The sequence below is a fragment of the Paenibacillus sp. Soil724D2 genome, assembly GCF_001427935.1.
GTDB lineage: Bacteria > Bacillota > Bacilli > Paenibacillales > NBRC-103111 > Paenibacillus_E.
Genome location: NZ_LMRY01000059.1, coordinates 144,188 through 166,918, shown reverse-complemented (window position 1 = coordinate 166,918; position 22,731 = coordinate 144,188). Strand labels below are relative to the sequence as shown.

General features: G+C 42.7%; 18 protein-coding genes and 1 riboswitch. Of the genes, 14 read left to right on the top strand and 4 right to left on the bottom strand.

The genetic code is table 11. The features are described from left to right. Positions 1–30 precede the first annotated feature (30 nt). On the top strand, positions 31–639 hold the full coding sequence (locus ASG85_RS34220; RefSeq protein WP_060649211.1) for a transglutaminase-like domain-containing protein: 609 nt from the start codon (positions 31–33) through the stop codon (positions 637–639). Positions 640–875: 236 nt separating this feature from the next. Here ASG85_RS34220 and ASG85_RS34215 read toward each other — a convergent pair whose 3' ends face one another. Next, the gene (locus ASG85_RS34215; RefSeq protein WP_060649210.1) at positions 876–1,094 is read right to left on the bottom strand and encodes a hypothetical protein; all 219 of its coding nucleotides are present in this window, start codon (positions 1,092–1,094) and stop codon (positions 876–878) included. Between the two features lie 153 nt (positions 1,095–1,247). Between ASG85_RS34215 and ASG85_RS34210 the strand changes: the two genes are divergently transcribed. Together ASG85_RS34210 and ASG85_RS34205 are read left to right on the top strand one after the other, a co-directional pair. Then, positions 1,248–1,973: an AAA family ATPase gene (locus ASG85_RS34210; RefSeq protein WP_060649209.1), complete on the top strand. Its 726-nt coding sequence runs from the start codon at positions 1,248–1,250 to the stop codon at positions 1,971–1,973. A gap of 187 nt (positions 1,974–2,160) precedes the next feature. After that, the gene (locus ASG85_RS34205) at positions 2,161–3,168 is read left to right on the top strand and encodes a DUF3231 family protein (protein WP_057302095.1); all 1,008 of its coding nucleotides are present in this window, start codon (positions 2,161–2,163) and stop codon (positions 3,166–3,168) included. 228 nt (positions 3,169–3,396) lie between these two features. Here ASG85_RS34205 and ASG85_RS34200 read toward each other — a convergent pair whose 3' ends face one another. Together ASG85_RS34200 and ASG85_RS38490 are read right to left on the bottom strand one after the other, a co-directional pair. Then, complete coding sequence (locus ASG85_RS34200) at positions 3,397–3,801, bottom strand: CBS domain-containing protein (RefSeq protein ID WP_057302094.1); 405 nt, start codon at positions 3,799–3,801, stop codon at positions 3,397–3,399. A 111-nt stretch (positions 3,802–3,912) separates the two neighbouring features. Next, positions 3,913–4,080, bottom strand: a complete 168-nt coding sequence (locus ASG85_RS38490) for a hypothetical protein (protein ID WP_156389894.1) — start codon at positions 4,078–4,080, stop codon at positions 3,913–3,915. 424 nt (positions 4,081–4,504) lie between these two features. On the opposite strand from ASG85_RS38490, the gene ASG85_RS34190 reads away from it, so the two are divergent. From ASG85_RS34190 to ASG85_RS34155, 7 genes are all read left to right on the top strand, one after another. Continuing rightward, a complete protein-coding gene (locus ASG85_RS34190) occupies positions 4,505–6,694 on the top strand; it encodes a family 78 glycoside hydrolase catalytic domain (protein ID WP_060649208.1) in 2,190 nt (729 codons plus the stop codon). Positions 6,695–6,723: 29 nt separating this feature from the next. Then, positions 6,724–8,976: a helix-turn-helix domain-containing protein gene (locus ASG85_RS34185; RefSeq protein ID WP_057302091.1), complete on the top strand. Its 2,253-nt coding sequence runs from the start codon at positions 6,724–6,726 to the stop codon at positions 8,974–8,976. A gap of 236 nt (positions 8,977–9,212) precedes the next feature. Then, entirely contained in the window at positions 9,213–10,103 is an 891-nt protein-coding gene (locus ASG85_RS34175) for an ABC transporter permease (RefSeq protein WP_082562059.1), read from the top strand. 15 nt (positions 10,104–10,118) lie between these two features. After that, the gene (locus ASG85_RS34170; RefSeq protein WP_057302088.1) at positions 10,119–10,994 is read left to right on the top strand and encodes a carbohydrate ABC transporter permease; all 876 of its coding nucleotides are present in this window, start codon (positions 10,119–10,121) and stop codon (positions 10,992–10,994) included. Positions 10,995–11,108: 114 nt separating this feature from the next. Next, positions 11,109–12,779 (top strand): extracellular solute-binding protein, encoded by a 1,671-nt coding sequence (locus ASG85_RS34165; protein WP_057302087.1) that lies wholly within the window; start codon positions 11,109–11,111, stop codon positions 12,777–12,779. A 92-nt stretch (positions 12,780–12,871) separates the two neighbouring features. After that, positions 12,872–17,389: a beta-galactosidase gene (locus tag ASG85_RS34160; RefSeq protein WP_060649207.1), complete on the top strand. Its 4,518-nt coding sequence runs from the start codon at positions 12,872–12,874 to the stop codon at positions 17,387–17,389. 168 nt (positions 17,390–17,557) lie between these two features. Then, positions 17,558–18,325: an isocitrate lyase/PEP mutase family protein gene (locus tag ASG85_RS34155; RefSeq protein WP_060649206.1), complete on the top strand. Its 768-nt coding sequence runs from the start codon at positions 17,558–17,560 to the stop codon at positions 18,323–18,325. 27 nt (positions 18,326–18,352) lie between these two features. On the opposite strand, the gene ASG85_RS34150 is transcribed toward ASG85_RS34155, so the two are convergent. Beyond that, positions 18,353–19,036: a hypothetical protein gene (locus tag ASG85_RS34150; RefSeq protein WP_060649205.1), complete on the bottom strand. Its 684-nt coding sequence runs from the start codon at positions 19,034–19,036 to the stop codon at positions 18,353–18,355. Positions 19,037–19,234: 198 nt separating this feature from the next. Continuing rightward, positions 19,235–19,423, top strand: a riboswitch (Lysine riboswitch). Between the two features lie 164 nt (positions 19,424–19,587). Between ASG85_RS34150 and ASG85_RS34145 the strand changes: the two genes are divergently transcribed. The 4 genes from ASG85_RS34145 (at position 19,588) to ASG85_RS34130 (ending at position 22,595) form a co-directional block, all read left to right on the top strand. Then, entirely contained in the window at positions 19,588–20,979 is a 1,392-nt protein-coding gene (locus ASG85_RS34145; protein WP_235550289.1) for an amino acid permease, read from the top strand. A gap of 217 nt (positions 20,980–21,196) precedes the next feature. Further along, a complete protein-coding gene (locus ASG85_RS34140) occupies positions 21,197–21,643 on the top strand; it encodes a hypothetical protein (RefSeq protein WP_060649203.1) in 447 nt (148 codons plus the stop codon). Position 21,644: 1 nt separating this feature from the next. Next, positions 21,645–21,860, top strand: coding sequence for a helix-turn-helix transcriptional regulator (locus ASG85_RS34135; protein ID WP_057302081.1), 216 nt, complete (start codon positions 21,645–21,647; stop codon positions 21,858–21,860). Between the two features lie 12 nt (positions 21,861–21,872). Next, the gene (locus ASG85_RS34130; RefSeq protein WP_060649202.1) at positions 21,873–22,595 is read left to right on the top strand and encodes a DUF4386 domain-containing protein; all 723 of its coding nucleotides are present in this window, start codon (positions 21,873–21,875) and stop codon (positions 22,593–22,595) included. Positions 22,596–22,731: the final 136 nt, after the last annotated feature.

The following is a 22,731-nucleotide window of genomic DNA, read 5'->3' as shown; positions in this document are numbered from 1 at the left end:
ATGTTATTAATGGATTGAGGGTGAACTGGAATGATTTTGTCTTGTGAATCAAATTTTCTAGAAGATTATCTAGTAGAAACAGAGGAAGTTGATTATAGTCACCTTTCCATTCAAGAAAAAGCAGCAGAATTATATGACGAATCGTATAACGAAGATCATTTTGTGAAAAAAGCTTATGAATTTGTTCGTGATGAAATATCTCATTCTTGGGATATTCAAAGTTCACGAATTACATGTAAAGCCTCGGAGGCGCTATTCTTTAAGGAAGGTATTTGTTACGCTAAGTCTAATCTGTTGTGCGCCATATTAAGAAGCAAAGGGATTCCAACTGGTTTTTGTTATCAACGACTTACAATAGGTGACACACCAGATACAGGGTACTGCATCCATGCTTTAAATGCAGTTTACCTTAAATCCATAGGAAGATGGGTTCGCCTAGATGCACGTGGAAATAAAGTTAATGTTCATGCGGAATTCTCCACAGATGAAGAAAAGTTGGCTTTTTCGGTACGGGAAGAATATAACGAAGTGGATCATCCAGAAATATTTAAACGGCCAAACTTAAAAACAATAAATGCATTAAAGCAACATACAGATTGTATAAAGATGTATCTTCATGGATTACCGTCTAATTTATAATCATGTAGTGAAAAAAACTTATCCATGTATACTTTGCTTTTTATTTGGCAATAATAGTGTTTATTGCGTTAAAAACGGAAAAGAAAGAAAACCTGTTTACCGGATAATGTTCGAATTAAAAATGTATCCATATTGGAATTGAAAATAGAATGAAGTATCGCCTGCAATACGGTTAATTTTTCCTTTCAGGTAGACGCAAGAATGAAGAAGCTGAGATCATTGATCCAGCTTCTTTTTTACGTTTCAGCACGAAATAGGGTTCCATCATCACGGAAGTAATATGCGATATCATCCGTTCTCGTGCTCAGTCTCACTGATTTATTAGTGAACTTTTCGATGATTCCGCGATCTACTTCGTGGTAAACACCGTCAGCGTCCGTTTGCCACACGGAAACCGGAGTTTGTGATAATGCTGCGGTAAATAGATCTGCATCGGATTCCAGCATCTTAGGCACTAGCTCGACCTCACCTTCGGAAGGTCAATTGCGACCAGCTTTATACAAAATAATACTTGAGTATATGTAATAGCTTATCATGTAATAACGGCGGTTATGTTAAAATAATAACATAGACTAAGCTCATGAATGTTTTGTTTGGAGTTGAAATTAATGTACTTACGAAGCCTTGAGATTCTGAGGAATGATCATACGGATCCGAAAACTTATCCATTTTCTATACCTGCTGTGAAATCTTTAAAGTCACTTTCTTTTCGAACGAATGTCACCTTTCTTGTTGGGGAGAATGGTTCGGGTAAATCAACGCTCCTTGAAGCAATTGCTTATCAAAGCGGGTTTAATACGGCTGGTGGAGGGAAGAACAACTATTATGATGTGGAGGCTTCGCATTCCATTCTGGGGGATCATCTTCGTCTTTCATGGATGCCTAAAATCACGAATGGCTTTTTCCTAAGAGCAGAGACTTTTTATCACTTTGCTTCCCATTTGGATACGTTGCCCGAAAGCCTGCAGTATTACGGTGGTCGTTCTTTACATGAGCAATCGCATGGTGAAGCGTTTCTTTCTCTTTTTAAACATCGTTTTGGAAAAAAGGCGATTTACCTTCTCGACGAACCTGAGGCGGCTTTATCCCCTGCAAGGCAATTGGCATTAATGCGTGTTATCAAGGATTTAGAGAAAGAAGCTCAGTTCATCATTGCAACGCATTCTCCGATACTTCTCGGATTTCCAGATGCACAGATTATTAACTTTGATGTTCATCCCATAGAGGAAATTAGATATGAGGATACGTTACATTACATCATCACAAGACGGTTTCTTGAAAACAGAAAGACGGTCTTGCAGGAGCTATTTTCCGATTCCGATGATAATAATTAACGAAAAACTTTACTTTAACAGAAGCTGCTATGATGCGGCTTCTTTTTATTTCTCGCTAAAGAAACGGCACTTTAATACTAAATCACGAAGTTGGAGGGAATAATAGCCACAACAAATTGTGGGGGACTTGGGAATTTAAATTGAGTTAATGGATAAGAATAATCATTAAAACAAGGGAGTATAGCCAATGAATTCAAATCATGTACCATTGACGTCATCAGAAATAGGGAACTTGTGGATGACTTATCAAGAAAAAACAATGTTATTGAGATTCTTAGAGTATTTCCTTGAACACGTTGAGAATGAAGAAATTCAACAAATCTTAAAGTCAACTTACGATTCATCGGAACAAATTGTAGAATCCATAATAACTATTTTCCAACAAGAAGGAGCCGTTATTCCACTTGGCTTTACAGCGAACGACGTTAATAAAGGAGTTCCTAAGTTATTTGATTATCTATATGAACCTATGTTTTTACATATGATAAGTAAGATTGAGGCTAGCCTTTTTGCAATGCACTCGACGATGTCCTATCGTAAAGATATAAGACAATTATTTAAGCAATTAACAGCAAACGCACAAGAGATGTTTGACCAATGTACAGAGTTTCTTTTAGATAAAGGGGTTCTTGCCCGCCCGCCTTTTATGACAATGCCCAAAGAAGTTACCTTTGTTAAAGATAATAATTATTTATCAGGGTTTAATTTGTTAAGGGAAACAAGATCATTAAATGCAATTGAAATATCCCTTATACATCATGCTATTGAAACAAACCTTGTAGGCATGCAATTAATGATTGGATTCGCTCAAGTGGCAAATGATAAACATGTCAAAGAATATTTTGTTGAAGGAATGAAATTGTCAAAGGACATTGAAACCACTCTAGGTGAATTTTTACGTCAAGATTACATAGAGCCGCCGGCTACTCCCGGAGGGAAAGCGACGAATTCTACTGTTGCTCCATTTTCGGATAAGTTAATGATGTATATCACTAACTTGTTAGGATCATTTAGTATTGGGAGCAATGCGCTTGGTGGAGCTTTTAGCTTACGAAGTGATTTGCTGTTAACGATGGCTCGACTTACTCAGAAAATTGTACCCTTTGTCAAAGACGGTGGAGAACTAATGATCAAACACGGTTGGATGGAGGAACCACCACAAGTAGAAGATAGAAAACAACTAACTAAATCATGATAGAAAAATGTTATGCGTTCTTTACTAACGAAGAGCAATGCTCAATAACACATCTAGGCTGCCGCAATTTAATTGGGCAGCTTGTTCTGTTAACAGACAATTTAACACAATAAACGTTTATTTGGGATTGATTGTTAATTAGGAAATTTATGGAGGCTATAAAAGGGGAAAGGTTATTGCTTGGCCAAGTCAATCCTCATGGAACTTGAATCAGGGGCACTGGGTTCATCAATCGGTAATATTTCTCATATAGTATTCAATAATATCTTTTCGACGAATAATGCCTATGAAAATATTGTCATCATCAACAACCGGAACAAAATTTTGATCTGCTGCTAACGCCAGCATATCTTCCATGTGTGCATGAATTGAAACGGACTCATTATGAATATGCTTCTCGATTTCGCTCACGGGCACTTGATGGATATTATCAAAATGAATCCCAGGTGTATTCTTTAACGTCCACAATAGGTCACCTTCCGACAATGTGCCTACATATTTCCCGTCACTATCAACTAGGGGAAGTGCTGTGTAATAGTGATTTTCTAATTCTTCTAAGGCTTCCTGCATGGAAGCAGACGATGTGATAAAGGCAACCTTCTCTTTGGGTAATAGAAAAGAGGCTATTTTCATAGTTATTAACTCCTTTTCTCTCAAATTTCAATTAACTATATGTTCATTAAAACATAAATGTCTTACAAAGGCATTGAAAGATGTTACCATTTTAACAAGTAACACCAGTATTTAATAAAAGATTTCATCCAAAACCTGCGTTAGCCTAACCAGATCCTCCCTAATATCCCGACAAGACCTACTGATCATATTCAACTCTCTCCAGCCTTCCTCAATCTCGGCAATCATCAGGTCAATATCTCCATTAGTGATTTTTCTTTCCTCCATATTGGTCAGCATTTCGATGCTCCTTTAATCATGTTAATTGTTTCAATAGTATAAGTTTCGTTATGCAGTTCACGAATGAGGGTGTAGAAGACAGTCCAATTATGAACGGCAGCTAAACGGACAAATTGTGATTGCATGTCAAGAAATATTGGAGTTCATGCCGGTGTACCATCGAGCTCCTGAAATGTTGACTTTGGCTTCTGAAACCCATATTGTGGAATCGGAAGCATAAAGAGATGGATGTAGCTGAATCAGAGACGCATCGCGAGGATTTGCAGCATCATGACGGTTCTTTTTTATTTGAGAATATTGTTGATCGAGGGAAAATGAACGATTGTTCTCCTCACTTTTCAGTTGTACAGTTGGATCGCAGGAGAATTTTAGTTCTTCTGTTCAACTACAAATATTCGAATTCAATTTTAGGGGAGAGATAAGATTGTCTAAGCATTGGCAAGCACGTTGGATAACGGATACCCCGTTTAGATCGATGGAACCATTGGATCTATTTCATAAAGAAATGGATGCTGCTGAATCAGAGACGCATCGTGAGGATTTGCAGCATCATCATTGGCTTGTAAGGACCACATTTAATCTGGAGTCTATTGATCTTGTTTCCTTATATATGGACATTACAGCGGACGATTACTACAAGCTATACCTGAACGGCCGGTTTGTTGCTCAGGGCCCGGCTCAAAACGATGCTGGCCATTATTATTATAATCGGATGGATGTTAGTCCCTTTCTTCAAGAGGGGAACAATGTCATCGCTGTCCATGTATATTACCAAGGACTAGTTAATCGGGCATATAACAGCGGCGATTACAGGCAGGGGCTTATCGCAGAGCTGACAACGGGTGACCGTGTTCTCGTTAAAACCGATGAGACTTGGCGAGCTAAACGGGCAGAAGAATTCCTGAAAGGGGAGACTTTTGGCTATTTGACGCAATTTGCCGAGCATATCGATGCCAGAAAGTCGGAAAAAGGCTGGAAGGATCTTTCCTTTGATGACTCCGCTTGGCTTCCCGTCCAGACGAACGATCAAGCGGACTATACGCTTGTAGAGCAGCCGACACCGATATTATCGGTTTATGAGAAGCAGCCGCATAGCGTGGTAAGAAGGGCTCCCGGTCATTACTGGATTGATTTTGGCGAGGAAATCACTGGCCAGTTTACCATGGAGGCGGAAGGGGAAGCAGGCGCAGAAATCGAAATCCGCTGCGGTGAAGAACTGGAAGAAGATGGACAAGCGGTCAGATTTAACATGCGCTGCAACTGTACTTATCAAGATCGCTGGACGCTATCCGGGGATAAAGATAAATTGGACCTTTACGATTACAAAGGCTTTCGATACGTGGAAGTGTTCGGCCCTGAACAAGCGATTCGTCCGGATTCGTTCCAAGCGATCGTCAGACACTATCCTTTTAATGAAGAAAGCTGTCGTTTTGAAAGCTCGGATGACTTGATGAACCAAATTTTTCAAATATGTAAAAACGGAGTCAAATACGGTTCCCAAGAAAACTTTGTTGACTGTCCGACCCGTGAGAAAGGACAATACTTGGGCGATAATACGGTAATTGGGCATGCTCACATGCTCCTCAGCGGCGATCTACGATTGTATAAGAAGGCAATTGAGCAATTTGCTCTTAGTTCCTCTACGTGCCCTGGTCTCATGTCAGTAGTTCCAGGAAACTTTATGCAAGAGATTGCTGACTTTTCACTTCAGTGGCCGCTGCAATTACTGGAATATTATCGATACAGCGGGGATCTCACCTTTTTGCGGGACATGTATCCTTATGCCGAGGAACTGCTCCGTCATTTTCAAGCCTACGATCGTGGCGATGGATTGTTACATGAAATCACTGATAAATGGAATTTGGTTGATTGGCCGAAGGAACTGCGCGATGAATACGATTTTGAACTAACGAAGCCGATAGGTCCCGGTTGCCATAACGTGGTTAATGCGTTTTATCTTGGCTGCATCCAAGCAGTGAATGAGATACGTGATTTGCTTGGGATTTCTTACGAGGATGATCTTTCACGGCTAAAAAAACGCTTCATCGAAGTTTTTTATGATCCGACCCACCGTTTATTTACAGATGCAGAGGGAAGCAGTCATCATGCGCTGCATGCCAATGTGCTGCCATTGCTCTTTAATCTGGCTCCGGAGGAATCCATTCCATCTATCGTAGATCAAATTCGCGAGAAAAGATTTTCGTGCGGCGTGTACTTTTCCTATTTTGTCTTAAAAGCTTTGGCGAGGGTTGGAGAACATTCGTTGATATATGAGCTTATGAGCTCAGAAGAAGAACATTCATGGGGAAATATGCTGAAAGAAGGCGCTACGACTTGTTTTGAGGCCTGGGGGAAAGAACAGAAATGGAATACCAGTCTCTGTCACCCTTGGGCAAGTGCTCCGGTACCGTTGCTGATCGAGGAAATCATCGGACTGAAACCTTCCAAACCGGGGTGGAAGGAAATTTCATTTTCACCAAAAATTCCGGCACAATGGGAGCATTTTAAGCTGGAAGTCCGCGTCCCTTCTGGAATGATTCGTCTTGTATACAACCATGGACAGTGGGCCCACGATTTTCCGCAACAGGTACAGGTGATCCGACACGGACCATAAAAAATATTTGTGGAAAAGGAGAATAAACGATGATAAAGAATATCTCGCTGAACAAGACATGGTTTCGTCGTCTCCTATTTTCCTATGTAACGATTTTCCTTTTTATCGTGCCTCTCCTCATGTTTATCCTATTGATGGCATTCAGTGAATTGTCGCGAAAAACCGCAGTCGAATCGAATAAAATTTTCACCAAGCAAGTGCTCCAATCCGTAGACAATCAGATGAAGTTGATCGATAACACGATCACGAATGAGATTGCCAGCGATGATACGCTATTGGGTTTTTTTAATCCTGCCTTGCGCAGCGATCGATATTATTCGGGCTATATGTCGTCTGTAAAAGTGAAAAGTCTCATGGCAACGATGCCTCTCATCGATTCGATCTATTTATACAGGCTATCGGACGATACGGTGCAGACACCATACTCCGTTTCCAAGCTAGCTGCATTTAACGATAAACAATTGATTGTGGAAGCATTAAAACAATCCGGGCTAAATTATCAATGGACAAATGTGCGGAAAGGTTACACGGAGCAAGGCGAACCTTCCGAATTCGTATCGTTAGTGCGATATGTCCCATTGAATTCCGGTAATGACGGTCTAATCGTTGTCAATGTGCAGCTTCAAGCGATTGCCCATTTTGTTCAAACACTGACAACAGAAAATTCCAATCATCTCAGCCTTTATGACCGCAAGGGTACGCCTATTTATGGTGATAGTCATGGGAACGATTCCCTAATGACGGAGATGCGCTCCGATTATTCCGAATGGGCCATTTCCAGCAGTGTGGCGAATGGTAATTTGTTTCGTCTTGTCTCCGCGATATCTAAATATTGGATATTCGTTTGTGCAGTTTTCTTTTTTATCGGCGTTGTATGGATTGTTGTGGTTACCCGACGAAACTATAAGCCTGTAGAAACGATCATACAGCGTATCCAATTATTCTCCCAGCAAAAAAGCGCCGAACTGTTCCGTAAAGGCAATCAAGATGAATTTAAGTTTATCGATACCGCCTTGGTGAATTTGATGGAGCAGTCAAATGCCTATCAGAAGCAGCATGAGGAAGATTTGGTTTTTAAGCGAAAGCATTTCTTTTTCGAATGGATGGAAGGGAATCGGCCCTTGAAGGATGAAGAGTGGCAGCAGGAGATGGAGAGCCTCGGAATGCCTTGCGCTTTTGACTCGCTATGTGTTAGTGTGCTCGAAATTAATAAATACAGTAAATTCGCTAGTCTTTATTCCGATCATGATCAAAATTTACTTAAATTCGTTTTGTGTAGCGTAGTAAAGGAAATTGCAATTGGCCGAAATGTAACCATATGGACCGAGTGGACGTCCAAGGATCAATTGACTTTGCTGCATTTGGTCCAGAACGTTTCGTCGGAAAGTAAGCCCGAGCAGATAGCGAGTGATATAGCGAATGACCTGATGCAATGGGTGAAGACCAACCTTGATTTCAATATTACAATGGGCATAGGTTCAGGCGTCGATCGGATAGAGCTTGTACATTACGCGTACGTCGAAGCCTTGGAAGCACTTCAATACAAACCTTCACTAGGTGAGGATAGTGTGATCTGTTATTGGCAGATTAAGCTCGAGGGCAAGCAACAGTCGCTCGATCTGCTCGAATATATCCGTGAGATTGCCTTTTCATTACGAACGGGGGAAGGCGATTGGCAGGGCAGCTTCGCACAACTTTTCGATGGCATTCGAGCCGGTCTGTATGCGCGTAAGGAATTGGACAACTTAATGAGCTACATGATATTTTTTCTTGATAAGGAGTTTACGGACCTACCAGTGGATGTGCAAAAAATATGGGCAAACGGCGTGCAGGATAAACTGCAAAAAGCGGTAGACGACTGGGACACCGTGGACGAACTACAGCAAATGTTGAGAAGTGTTCTTACGGAAACAACTGAAGCAATCGCGACGCTGCGTGAGATGAGCAGCAATTATATGCTTATCCGCAAAATTAAGTTGTATATGGAGGAGCATTACCAGAATCCGGATCTATCATTGCTTCATTTAAGCGATGTGTTCCATGTGCATATGAAAAGCATCAGTCGTACGTTTAAAGAAGAAATTGGCGAGAATTTTATTGATTATTTGACGCGAATTCGTACGGAACACGCGAAAGAGCTTTTGGTTCAAACCGAACATTCCATACAAGAGATTACGGTCAGAATCGGATATCTGCATCCGAACACGTTCATTCGATCATTTAAAAAGCTGGTTGGTCAAACCCCAGGAGACTTTCGGAAGACTGCTCAAGTGAAATCATAAAGATGAACTTTGTTGATTGGTGTTTTTTTGTTGATTAATAGGATTTGGATTGCGATAGAATCGGATTCACTGGTGAAAAAGCCAGGGAGAACGGTTCTTTTTTTATTTGAGAATATTGTTGATCGAGGGAAAATGAACGATTGTTCTACCTCACTTTTCAGTTGTACAGTTGGATCGCAGGCTACAACAAAGAAAGAGGGAACGATATGAAAGCAATAGACCGAAGGGGAATCGACATGAAGAGATTAAGGGAGAATATGCCACTTCTCCTTATGTTCATACCCGTCATTTTATTTTACTTAATTTTCAAATACGCGCCGATGGCTGGGCTGATCATTGCTTTTAAAGATTATAACTTTTTTGATGGGGTGTTTCGCAGTCCTTGGGTTGGATTTGAACATTTTCAAAAGCTGTTCAGTAACCCAAATTCGTTAAAAATTATCCGAAACACGCTTCTACTTAGCAGTCTAAATATATTCGTGGGGTTTCCGTTTCCGATTCTATTAGCTATTCTTTTGAACGAAGTGCGAAAAATGTGGTTCAAGAAGATCGTTCAAACACTTGTTTATTTACCTTACTTTTATTCATGGATTATTGTCGGTGGGATCGTCTTTAGTATTTTCGGAATCGAAGGAAGCTGGTTAAGTCAGTGGATGACCTTCTTTAATGTTGAACCATTTCCATTCTTATACAATATCAAATCATGGATTACCATCTTTGTTGGTGCAGGAATATGGAAGGATATGGGTTTTAATGCCATTATCTATTTGGCGGCAATGACGACAATCGATCCCTCACTTTACGAGTCAGCAAGTATGGATGGCGCTAATAAATGGAAACAGATTATTCATATTACGATTCCCGGAATTGCACCGACCATGATTTTGCTCTTTATACTTTCCATGGGGCGTGTGATGGAAGTCGGATTCGACCCCATTTACGTCTTGCAAAATGCTGCGGTGAACGACGTTTCGGATGTCATTAGCACGTATATTTATCGCGTTGGACTGCAAGGCGCGCAATTCAGCTTAACTACAGCAATGGGTATGTTTGAATCTATCGTTGCATTAATTTTGCTGCTTTCTGTCAACTGGATTGCACGTCGTTTTCAGAAGGGTCTATTTTAGAGAGGAGGAATCGTGATGCGTGCATCCAATGGAGATAAAATCTTTTACATCATGAACTATATCGTATTAGCCTTAATTGCCTGCTCTAGCTTGTTTCCACTTCTTCATTTGATTGCGCTTTCCATTAGTAGTTCATCCGCCATTGAAACCGGGAAAGTAAATCTTTGGCCTATCGGCTTCACCTGGGAAACGTTTAATGTTTTGATCAAGGGAACACCGCTTATCCGATCATTCAGCAACAGTGCTTTGATCACGTTGGTAGGTGTTACGTTATGTATGCTCACCACGATTATGGCCGCATATCCCTTATCACGTCCCAACTTTTATGCACGACGCTTCTTTACGCTTTCGATGATCTTTACGATGATCTTTACGGGTGGCATTATCCCTACTTTCCTGGTCATCCAAAGTCTGGGACTGGTTAACTCCTATTGGGCGCTATGGTTACCGGGTTTAGTAAGTACGTATAACATGTTGCTTTTACGCACGTACTTCGAGAACATCCCGTCTGAAATTGACGATGCGGCGCGTATGGATGGCTGCAGTGAAGTACGTCTTCTACTTCAAGTTGTATTGCCCATTTCTATGCCTGTTCTCGCGACATTAACGCTTTTTTATGGTGTTGCGTACTGGAATATCTTTATGAGTATGCTGATTTACATCAACGATACCGATAAGCACAACTTAACCGTACTCGTACAGCAAATGATTCAAAGCCAGAGCGTGCTGCAGCAAAGCATGGCGGTGCAGCCTGACGATCAGGTTCATGTGGTGGAGGAAGGAATTAAAGCTGCAGGCGTGATCGTCATGATTACCCCGATGTTGGTGGTTTATCCATTTTTGCAAAAATACTTTGTCAAAGGCGTTATGCTTGGTTCCGTGAAAGGCTAAGGGAAGCATGAGGGCGATAAGGAGGTGGTGTTACAAAGAGAAATATGGTTCCCAAAGATTCGATGAGGTAAGCTTAAGCAAGCAAATAACGAATTCAAAAGGGGTTTATCAAACATGAAAAAATGGTTTGCGACATCACTAACGATGGCATTATCGACTTCAATGGTTCTAACGGCATGCAGTACGAAATCTACCGTACAACCGAGTCCATCTGCTAATTCAACAACTCCAACAGCAGCAACAACTCCAGCCAAGAAAGGGGATATCTCCGTATCGGTTTATGACCGTGGAAGTATTCCTGCTGCAGAAGGAACATTAGAAGATAATCGTTGGACAAAATTTATTAATGAAAACGGCCCTGCGAATGTCAAATATGTGCCAATTCCACGCAACGATGCGGCACAAAAATTCAATGTACTGTTTGCTTCGGGATCGGCGCCTGACATTATTAACGAGTTTGATCCGAATATACTAAACCCGCTCATTGATCAGAAGCAGCTTATGCCGCTAAACGACCTGATCGACAAGAACAGTGTTGAATATAAGAAGGTGCTTCAGGATTATCCCGCATTGAAGAAAGTAGCAACCAATCCCGACGGGAAGATGTACAAAATTGGACGGGTGCTAGAATCATTTCCAAGTTATGCGGTCTTTGTCCGTGCAGATTGGTTGAAAAAATTGAATCTGGACGTACCGAAAACGACCGAGGATCTGTATAAAGTAGCAAAAGCGTTTGCGGAGCAAGATCCTGACGGCAACGGAAAGAAGGACACATACGGAATGGCTTTGAGTTTTCGTTCGGAGTTTGCGATCGATATGATGTTCGGGAACCCTGTTGAGCTGTATGGTCTTGTAAACGATCAACCGAGCCGGGCATTTGAACATGCAAAATTGGCGACGGAATTCAAAAAACGCTTGTTTGATGAGGGGATAATCGATAAAGACTTCGTGAATGACAAAAATGGGGCAAAGGCCAAACAAGACTATTTGAATGGCAAGCTGGGCATTTTCCCGACGTTTGTAGGAAGTTGGTTCGATTCGACAGTAACCGATATACAAACCTTGAAAAAGGCTGTTCCAGATGCCGATGTGATCCCTATCGCACTGCCAAAAAGTCCAGTAGGCGAATTTATTCCGGATGTACAAAGTCCAGTGCAAATGACAACTGCGATTAATGCAAAGACGAAAGACCCGGTTGCAGCGATCAAATACATCGACTTCATCAATCGTGTCTCGACGGGTACCAGCCTGCTTTTCGGTGTGGAAGGTACGCATTATAAGAAGGATGCAAACGGATGTCCGCAAAACATCGACCCCAATAAAAGCAAGTCTGAAGTTAGCTGGGCGGGCGACTACGCTCAATCCTATTCCCGTTTGCTGCTAGGGAAGTGTTCGTTCTTCCAAAATCAATTCAATCCTGACATTCCAGAACAAAAAGCAGGACTGGATATGTTCAACAAAGCCGAGTCCTTATATCTCGATTCGACTAAAAAATACCGTTTCGTCACCTTGCAAGAGCTGATACCGTCTTTCCCCAAAGATATGCAAACGTCATTTAACACTGTCAAAAAGCAAATTACCGATACGTGGTTGAAATCAGTCTTGAGCGGGGATAAATACTCTGTGGAACAAGCCTACAAGGACGTTCAGACTTCATGGGATAAAGCGGGCGGCAAACAAATGGATGACTTCATAATCGAGTGGTATAGAACCAATAAGGACAGCAGTTTCATGATGAAAGATTTATGGGAGACCGTTGCCAAACAAGCACAAATGAAGAAATAAGCAACGCGCTTGTAATACACGATGGGGGCCGTTATCCGAATCTGCGGTCCTCAGCTTTATTTTATCCATGCATGAATACGAGGAGGGGGATTATGAGGAAGTTTAAGAAATTTATTTGTGTTTTGGGGCTATTATTTTTTATGGTAATTGGAGCACGTGCTGCTACTGCGGCGGTTATACAGCAGCTGCCGGTCTCGAACCCAGGATTTGAAACACTGACTGTAACGAACGGTGTTTACAGTCCGAAAGATTGGAAGACGTGGTGGTGGAGCGGACCCGTCAACAATCCGTCAATTTCGGCCGCGAATTATACGGAGAATGAAAAAAGCGGCGGCCAGCGCTCCGTATTTATTGGCAGTGTTAGCACGGGATACGCGGGGTGGGTATCAAATCCCATAACGCTTCCTTCGGATATGATGTCGTTTCGAATTTCTGCCAAACTGAAGACATCGCAAGATTATGCGGGAAACAAGCCGCGTTTATGGGTTTCCTTCCAGAACAACGGGACTTTTTTAGGGTCCTACACGACGGATCAGACGGAGGGAGTGTCATTTGCGGATTGGACAGAAGTGTCGTTTACCGTCGATCGAAGCCAATTTCCGGCTGGCACCAACACACTTGTGCTGAACCTGTCGACAACCAGCATAAATACGGCGACACCAGCAAGCGGCAAACTTTACTACGATGATGTGATGGTGGAGGCGTCGGATGAACCGATTCCGGTTGTTCAGCAGCTGCCGGTTTCGAATCCGGGCTTCGAGATATTGACCGTAACGAATGGCGTTAACAGTCCAAAAGATTGGAAAACGTGGTGGTGGAACGGAACCGCAAACAATCCGCCTGTTTCTGCGGCGAATTATACAGAGGATGAAAAAAGTGGCGGTCTGCGCTCGGTGTTTATCAACAGTGTCAGCAGCGGATACGCGGGGTGGGTATCGAGTCCCATAACGCTCCCTTCGAATATGACATCGTTTCGAATGACAGCCAAGCTCAAGGCGTCTCCAGACTATTCGGGCAATAAACCGCGTTTATGGGTTTCCTTCCAGAACAACGGGACGTTCCTAGGGTCCTACACGACTGATAAGACGGAGGGGTTGTCGCTTGCGGATTGGACGGAAGTGTCGTTTACCGTGGACCGAAGCCAATTTCCAGCCGGCACCAACACGCTAGTGTTGAATTTGACGACCACCAGCATAAATGCTGCGACACCGGCCAGCGGCAAACTTTACTTTGATGATGTGAAGGCGGAAGCGTCGAACCAATCGCTGGGACCGGTTGTTTTTACCTTGAAAGGCAATAAATTTGCTAGCTGGTGGAATCTGGGGGACCCCGTCGTGTATCAATTGAACGCCGGAGCAGTAGCGAGTTCCGTTAATGCCATAATTGGTAGCGTTTACAATTCTGATAATGAATTGATAGCACAAGTGCCTGTATCGAGACAGACATTCCTCGATCAAGGCTGGAGCTGGACGCCTCAAGAGCCGGGGTATTACGAAATTGCTTTTGCGTATCAACAGAACGGTTCGACGGATTTAACGTATCTGCCCGTCAAATATACGTATTCACAGACGGATCTTACTACGTTTACTCGTGAGCGGTATTCTTTGGTAGTGAGTCAGGGTCCAACTAAACCAGTATCGCAAAGATGGCCGACCATGGGCTTCAGCTACCAGCTTTCGGAAGGCGAGAATGCCATGAAACTGGCTGATCTAGTGGGATTTCGCTTTGCTCGGATTCATGCAGTGCCATGGGGATCGCAGTTCCGCGATACGAGCTGGGCGATTGAACCGTCACGCGGTGTTTATGAGTGGTCGAGATTCGATGACCAAATCAACAAGCTGTCAAGTTACGGCTTCGATATGATTGGAAATCTGTTATACACGCCGCAGTGGGCATCGCCGCATCCGGAGCAAACGCAGGCGAATATTAGTGTGCCGGCCTATTCCGCTTATGCTCCTGTGGATATGAAGGACTGGGAAGATTTTGTTCGTGCCGTCGTTACCCGGTACAATACTCGAATTAAGACGTGGGAAGTATGGAATGAGCCAAACTTGCCGGGGTTGAGCGTGTTTTGGTTGGATTCGACGGAACGTTTCGTGGAGCTGTTGAAAACGGCGTATCAGACAATTAAAGAGGAGCAGCCGGATTCAGATGTATGGATTGGCGGACTTGCAGGACGCAACTATTTATCATTTTATAAAGAACTGCTCAGTTTGGGCGGAGCGTCCTATTTTGATAAGCTCTCGCTGCATGGTTACCTGCCAGATCCGCGCGAATTCCAGCGTATAGATCAGGCTTTTGGGATCGCATCCAAGCAGTGGGCAGATTCGGAGAGTCATGCGATTCTGGTCAATTCGAATTCAGTAACAGGCACAGTGCCTACGGAATCTGAGATCGCCAAGCGCATGATCGTTGACTTCCTGTCGCAGCTCAAATGGGGAACGCAAAAAATTGCCTTATTTCATATGTTGAATTTATCGGAGATGGAAACTTTATCTTATGCCAAGAGCACAGGAACTGTTACGCACGCATCGGGTTTATTCCGCTCTAAGCCGCGAGTGGAGCCGAGACTCGCAGCGTCAGTAGCCCATCATTTTCTCGATCTTGTTGGTCAATCGCTCGTTTATAAAGGGGAGTATGTTCTCGAGGGAGGACAAAAAGCAGTTGTACTTGACAATGACGGGGCCAGGCTCATAGGTTTGTGGTCTGACGCATCTTCAGATGCTCCGATCGATGCGCGTCTAGCGGCTGCTTTCACTGGAGAGACCACTGTGACGGACTGGGAGGGCAAAGTGCAAAGTGCCAATAACCTACTTAGCGTACATCCTGGCAAGGTATATTGGATAAGTAATGTGGATAGCGCAGCATTAACGCTACTACCGATCTCAGAGCCGTTTTTGATCTCGGATTTCGACCGTAATACGAGTAATATTGTTGTCCCTGAGTCGAAGGGAACCAGCGGAGAACTGTTCAATCCTGTCACATTAGAAGTCGCTGACCATGCTGTTTGGACTACCGATAATTGGGCGTATAAAGCAGCTGCCCAGTCGACGAAACCGGTGGATTTTGACGCTTCCTTTGCGGCGGGGTATTCAGATAGCGGGCTAGACCTGATCGTTCGTGTGAAGGATGGGACATTTGTTCAGGATAATCCACTCGGAAGCTTCTGGAAAGGGGACAGCGTACAGTTCGCGATTGACACATTCGGACAGGGATTTACGGGAGATCAGGTGGAGTTCCAGGCGGCACTGACACCGCAAGGCCCAGTGCTTTATAAACAATCGGTGCCTTATGTTGGCGGCAATTTGCCAACCAATTGGACACCGGGTAACAGCGTAGCACAGTACGCGTCCCTAAAGGTAGATCAAACGGTCCCAAATGAAACGACTTATTATATTCATGTGAATTCTTCTGAATTGTATCCTTATGTACATGATCCGAAAAATCCGCTTCGACTGTCTGTGCTGGTCAACGATAATAACGGCAGCGGTCGACTTGGATGGCTTGAGTGGAGCAGCGGGATTGGCAGTGATAAAAATCCGGCGAAATATGGAAAAGTGTGGATGTTGAATGGGCTAGTTGTTGAAGCGGCTCAAACGAATATGACGGAGGGACAAACACAGACTCTGGGTGCCCACGGACTGACGGCAAGCGGTTTTGTAGATTTGTCTGGCAAAGCTGCTTGGCATTCATCCGATCCATCAACCGTAACTGTGGATACTTATGGCGTAGTGAAGGCAATTGGGGAAGGCAGAGCGATCATTCAAGCATCGTACGGACCCTTTGTCGGCAGCATAGAGATAACGGTAGATAATACGGCGCCAATTGCAACAGTGGCCTATAGCGTTGTAAACGCACAAAGCGTGATTGCCACAATTACACCGAGCGAATCGGTAACGATTACGAATAATGGGGGTTCAAACAGCTACACATTCATCTTTAACGGCAGCTTTACCTTCGAATTCGTCGACGCGGCAGGAAACTACGGAACGGCAACGGCAACTGTGAACAATATTGCAGCAAAAAGTAAAGCTAAACCGGGTACAGTAGTACTATCCGATGACAATGGGTATGATACCGGACTTCTGGACGGTACATATAATGTTACGATGAACATGTGGTATGGAGAAAACGGTAGAATTTATAAACTTTACGAGAATGATGTATTAATGGATACGCAAATTCTCACTGACAATTCACCATCAGCTCAATCCACCGTAACATCCATTACCTACAAGCAGAATGGGATTTATCGTTACTATGCAGAGCTTACCAATGCATTCGGAACAACAACGAGCCCTACACACGTAGTTTCGGTTACGAAAGCAGCGCCAGAAAAACCGGTTCTGTCGGGCGATAACTGGGATGGCGACGGCAACTTTAAAGTCAGCATGAACATGTGGTGGGGAACCAATGGGACAACGTATCATTTATATGAAAACGGTATTCTCATCTATACAGAAGCACTGGCCAATCATACACCGAATGCCCAATCCTCCGTAATGACCGTGGCAAATAGAGCAAAAGGCAACTATGAGTATCGAGCTGAGCTTATTAACTATGCAGGAGCCACCTCTAGCGAAAAGATGATTGTAAATGTAACTAAATAATTAAGTTTTGAAGGGGCACCCCAACTCATCTACGAGATGAGTTGGGGTGCCTCTCCTCTTCTATATAATCGAACGGGATATTTTAATTAAAATCAATTCCTAGCTTCTATTTTAGAACTATTTAATGCACTATTAGTAGAGAATCATAAGTAAGGGGGATGAGCTAACATGAATAAAATTCAGGAGTTTAACGCGCTACATGAATCCAATGAAGTTTTATTGCTGGGGAACGCCTGGGACCTACTCTCCGCTCTGTCACTTGAGAAAGCCGGATTCAAAGCAATCGGTACAACGAGTTGGGGAGTAGCGAAAAGCCTAGGATATTCTGACGGCGAAATGATTGAATTTGCCATCCAGCTTAACGTTGTGAGAATGATCGTAGATCATGTGAAAATACCTGTTACTGCAGATATTGAGTCAGGTTATGGAGAAGATGATCAAACGATCGTCGATAATGTGATGAAACTTGCAGATTTAGGTGCTTCAGGAATCAATATAGAGGATTCGCTCAAGAACCAAGCGGGTCTCAAACCATTGGACCAACAATGCAATCTTTTATCGAAAATTAGAACCGCATTAGAGAAGAATGGGTATCAAGATTTTTATATAAACGCGAGGACGGATACTTATTTACAAAATCAAGATCCTCTAAATGAAACGATTTACAGAGCAAAAGCCTATATCGAAAGCGGGGCAAGCGGTATTTTTGTTCCTGGATTGAAAGAAGATGATGAAATCAGAGCAATCCTATCACAAATAAGTGCCCCACTAAATATTATGTCTTTGCCGGGACTTACTAATTGCAATAAGCTCAAGGAGCTTGGAGTCAAACGGTTAAGTATTGGAGGTGGGTTATATCGAAAGGTTAATAACTTATTGGATCATTGCGCGGCTCAAATTTATGAGTCTCAGGATACATCGATATTATTTAATTGATTTATCATTTAACAGGTTAACGTAAGGTCAGGCTTCGAACTGAAACAGTTTAGAGAAAAATTTCATTGCATCGGGACTACTACTGCTTTTTAACCGAGCGTTCAATTCTTCTTTGGCAATTTTCAAGTCAACATCGAATTCGTGCAATCCAACGCTCTCCATCCAATGATCCGCTGTTTCGAATGAAGTGCTTTGCCATGCGCTGTTCTCATCTAACGAAATTCTGCTTTCTTTGACACCGGAAATGACGATATCCAAGGTGCCTTGTAAATCCAATAAACCTTGTCCAAAGGTTTTTTTCATTTCTTTGGCGTTCATGCCCGATTTAACTCTTAACGACCTTGTTTCAATCCCTTCGTCTTCTTTGATTTGCTGGAGAAGCTCTACAGAAGTTTTTGAGACAAGGCCGTGCTTATATCGATCTTCAATGGGTTGAGGGCTTCCCAATATGGCTTTGATCCATGGAAACAGTTCACGTGAAATGAAAACTGATTTTTTTTTTAGGAATTTGCCATAGGCAGCCGTACCGTCGCTCGGAAACCGTGCCCGCCACACCCAAGGATCTAAATCAGTGCCAGTTAACCACGGCTCACCGTGAGTGACCTGATAGAGTGACGGGTGATCTGGAATTAAGGGAGCTAAAGGTAGAATACCGACTTCATGAATTAGTTGAACGGCCTCTTCATACGTATGTATTTTTTGTTCTTTCATAGCAGTTCACCTCAACCAGTCGATTTAATTTGAAAATAAAGGCTTATCCATATAAATATGAAGCACGTGACAGTAAAACACAATATAAATGTCTAGAGCTATCCCATTCAAATTGGAATAAATATCTATTGATTAATAACCTGAAGCTAATTAAAATAGTAAAAGTTATGAAAACTAAATATGAACCCTCATCAACCTAGATGAGGTAGAGGTCGCGATGTTGAAGAGTACGTCGGAGGAAGTCCAGTAAAGACTGTTGATTCCGATGAAAAGGCAACATTGCCGAAGCCGCACGGTATACTGACCGCGCTCGGCTGGGGCCGTTTCCGAAAGGAGCGGAACTGTCATACTGTTGAATCCAAAACAGTGTGTTGTGCTATCTTGAAACAGGATAAACGAGGGAGTAGAAGCGGCCTAACTTTATTTATGAAGAGAGGCGGCTTTTTTGCGTTGTTAGCCTTCTATTTAATGAAAACTAATGGAAACATGTAAAAGGGAGCGTACAGAAATTGAAAGAGAACAAGTTACTTAGAGGTCTAAAGTCGCGCCACATGACGATGATTTCACTCGGTGGATCGATTGGAACAGGGTTGTTCCTAGCCAGCGGCGGGGCGATACATACGGCAGGACCAGGCGGCGCGCTGTTAGCATACTTCATCATTGGAATAATGGTTTACTTTTTGGTAACAAGCTTGGGAGAAATGGCGACCTATATGCCGGTATCTGGAACCTTCAGTACCTACGCAACGAAATTCGTAGATCCATCCTTTGGCTTCGCGCTAGGGTGGAATTATTGGTACAACTGGGCAATTACAATCGCGGCAGAATTGTCCGCAGCGACATTAATTATTAAGTTCTGGCTGCCTGACAGCCCCTCGTTCTTATGGAGTGCTTTATTCCTTGCCTTGATGGTTGGTCTTAATTTATTGTCTGTTAAAAGCTATGGCGAGTCGGAATATTGGTTCGCAATGATAAAAATTGTAACAATTACTGTGTTTATCGGTATCGGCTTGCTAATGATCGTCGGCATCTGGGGCGGAGAAGCGATTGGATTCAGTAATTTTACAGCGGGTGACGCGCCGATTTCGGGCGGCTTGCTTGCCGTACTTGGGGTTTGTATGGCTGCCGGCTTCTCCTTTCAAGGAACAGAACTCGTCGGTCTTGCAGCAGGAGAGTCCGAGAATCCTCGGAAGAGCGTACCTCGCGCGATCCGCAGTGTGTTCTGGAGAATTCTATTGTTTTACATCTTGGCGATTTTCGTCGTTGGCATGCTGATTCCGTATTCCACAGATACACTCTCTAGCGACAGCGTAGCCGCAAGTCCGTTTACGATTATTTTCGAAAAAGCAGGCTTAAGCATAGCAGCTTCTGTGATGAATGCCGTTATTCTAAGCTCGGTTTTATCCGCGGGTAATTCAGGGATGTACGCTTCTACACGCATGCTGTGGGTATTGGCGAAAGAAGGTAAAGCGCCTAAATTGTTCACGAAATTAAATAAAAGCGGGATTCCAGTTTATGCCCTGCTCGCGACAGCTGCAATCGGAATGCTCGCGTTCCTGGCCTCTTTCTTTGGTGATGGTAAAGTGTACATTTGGCTATTGAATGCATCAGGTATGTCTGGATTCATCGCATGGCTTGGTATTGCAATTAGCCATTATCGTTTCCGTAAAGCTTACGTTGCACAAGGGCACAAAGTAGCTGATCTTCCATACCGCTCCATGTGGTTCCCGTTCGGGCCGATTTTGGCAGGTGTAATGTGTATGATTGTCATCATTGGCCAAAGCATTAGCGCGTTTTCAGACGGTCAGGTGGACTGGATGTTCTTACTCGCTTCCTATATTGGAATTCCATTTTTCTTGGTGTTGTGGTTGGGCTACAAGTGGAAATACAAAACAAAGGTGTTAAAACTGGAAGAATGCAATTTGGATTCTACAGTAGATTAATTGCAAAAAGAGCAAGGGCTATAAACTGCCTTTGCTCTTTTTGCGTAGGGACTGTCCCAAATTGTCGCACAGTATATCACTCAGATATCTTCGACTATTTTTGGATAGCCTTCTCCCATTAATGTAAAGAATACTTGACATAATGTATGGTTGATAATATGATGTGTAAATAATACTTTACTTTTTTATAAATATTAACAGAATAGGAGAGGTGAATATGTCCTTTCAAGAAAAGAAAAACATCGTATCTTTGTTTACCACCTTACTCATTTTTTCTATCTATAGCATGTATGTGTATCAAAAGTATCAAGAAGGGAGCTTTCATACCTCGAATGTATTTAGCTTCTGGGGAGCCTTCATCTTAATCTTAATCCCGGTGTCGATTATAGCAAAAATCATCATTCATATCGTATTCAGTATGATCAATACCATAGCAACGAATGAGAAAGAACCTCGAGTTACAGATGAGCTGGACAAATTAATTGAATTGAAATCCACAAGAAATTCTCATTATGTATTTATCATTGGTTTTCTTCTATCCATGATACCGCTGGTCATGGATCAACCACCTTATTTTATGTTCATCATACTGATTAGTTCAGGGTTATTGTCAGAGGTGATTGGAATCATCACACAGTTGTATCTCTATCGGAGAGGAGTCTAAGATGGGCAAAGCACATATTAGCAACAAGATTCGAACTTTACGCTTTAATCATGATGAAATGACCCAACAACAATTAGCGGATAAAGCAGGGGTGACACGACAGACGATTGTTGCAATTGAGAAAGGGAATTACTCCCCTTCCCTAGAATTGGCTTTTCGTATTGCCCGCGTCTTCAGCTTAACGTTGGAAGAAGTGTTCTCTTTTGAGGAAAATTAGGAGGGGTTAGAAATGACAAACCATAACACCGAAGCTTCACCGCTTTTTTATGCTAGAGTCGCTGGGTTCGGGCTTCTACTTATGGCTATACTTGCTATGTTTTCAAATTTTTCTGTTCTTGAGGGTCTTATTATACCGGATGATGCAGCAGCTACTGCTAATAATATCATAGCCAATGAGATGTTATTTCGGAGTGGATTTATCAGCTTTGTCATCGTGCTTATTCTTGATGTGCTGGTAGCTTGGGCATTGTATGCTCTGCTCAAACCCGTTAATAAGAATCTTGCCATGCTCGCGGCATGGTTTAGATTGGTATACACCGCCATTTTTGGAGTCGCCTTGTCTAATTTGTTGAATGTTTTACCAATTCTAAGTGGTGCTAATTACTTCACCGTATTCACAACAGATCAGTTAAAGTTATACGCTCAGGTGATGCTGCTGATCGATGCATTTAAAAATGGATGGCTGATTGGATTGGTATTCTTTGGATTTCATTTGTTGGTCATTGGTTATTTAATCATCAAGTCAGGAGGCTATATACCAAGAATAATTGGGATCTTCTTGATCCTTGCATCTGCTGGATATGTTATAGATAGTATTGCACATTTTCTTCTACCCAACTACGCCGACTACAAAACGGTATTCCAACTGATTGTAGCCATACCTGGTGTGATTGGAGAGCTGTCATTAGCTTTCTGGCTTCTGATCAAAGGTGTAAAGGTTCAACAGAAGTAATAGCCATCCAAACAAGAAGGATACCTATTGGATTATGGTCATATTCTTAAAGCAATATTCACAAAATCAACCTCCCACGATGGGAGGTTTTTTAATTGTAGAACAATAAGACTAAACACGTCGAACAAAATTCCCC

Excerpts from the sequence above, each read along its gene's own strand:
- ASG85_RS34220 (WP_060649211.1), top strand. The coding sequence starts at position 31 with ATGATTTTGTCTTGTGAATCAAATTTTCTAGAAGATTATCTAGTAGAA.
- ASG85_RS34210 (WP_060649209.1), top strand. The coding sequence starts at position 1,248 with ATGTACTTACGAAGCCTTGAGATTCTGAGGAATGATCATACGGATCCG.
- ASG85_RS34205 (WP_057302095.1), top strand. The coding sequence starts at position 2,161 with ATGAATTCAAATCATGTACCATTGACGTCATCAGAAATAGGGAACTTG.
- ASG85_RS34200 (WP_057302094.1), bottom strand. The coding sequence starts at position 3,801 with ATGAAAATAGCCTCTTTTCTATTACCCAAAGAGAAGGTTGCCTTTATC.
- ASG85_RS38490 (WP_156389894.1), bottom strand. The coding sequence starts at position 4,080 with ATGCTGACCAATATGGAGGAAAGAAAAATCACTAATGGAGATATTGAC.
- ASG85_RS34185 (WP_057302091.1), top strand. The coding sequence starts at position 6,724 with ATGATAAAGAATATCTCGCTGAACAAGACATGGTTTCGTCGTCTCCTA.
- ASG85_RS34175 (WP_082562059.1), top strand. The coding sequence starts at position 9,213 with ATGAAGAGATTAAGGGAGAATATGCCACTTCTCCTTATGTTCATACCC.
- ASG85_RS34170 (WP_057302088.1), top strand. The coding sequence starts at position 10,119 with ATGCGTGCATCCAATGGAGATAAAATCTTTTACATCATGAACTATATC.
- ASG85_RS34165 (WP_057302087.1), top strand. The coding sequence starts at position 11,109 with ATGAAAAAATGGTTTGCGACATCACTAACGATGGCATTATCGACTTCA.
- ASG85_RS34160 (WP_060649207.1), top strand. The coding sequence starts at position 12,872 with ATGAGGAAGTTTAAGAAATTTATTTGTGTTTTGGGGCTATTATTTTTT.
- ASG85_RS34155 (WP_060649206.1), top strand. The coding sequence starts at position 17,558 with ATGAATAAAATTCAGGAGTTTAACGCGCTACATGAATCCAATGAAGTT.
- ASG85_RS34150 (WP_060649205.1), bottom strand. The coding sequence starts at position 19,036 with ATGAAAGAACAAAAAATACATACGTATGAAGAGGCCGTTCAACTAATT.
- ASG85_RS34145 (WP_235550289.1), top strand. The coding sequence starts at position 19,588 with ATGACGATGATTTCACTCGGTGGATCGATTGGAACAGGGTTGTTCCTA.
- ASG85_RS34140 (WP_060649203.1), top strand. The coding sequence starts at position 21,197 with ATGTCCTTTCAAGAAAAGAAAAACATCGTATCTTTGTTTACCACCTTA.
- ASG85_RS34135 (WP_057302081.1), top strand. The coding sequence starts at position 21,645 with ATGGGCAAAGCACATATTAGCAACAAGATTCGAACTTTACGCTTTAAT.
- ASG85_RS34130 (WP_060649202.1), top strand. The coding sequence starts at position 21,873 with ATGACAAACCATAACACCGAAGCTTCACCGCTTTTTTATGCTAGAGTC.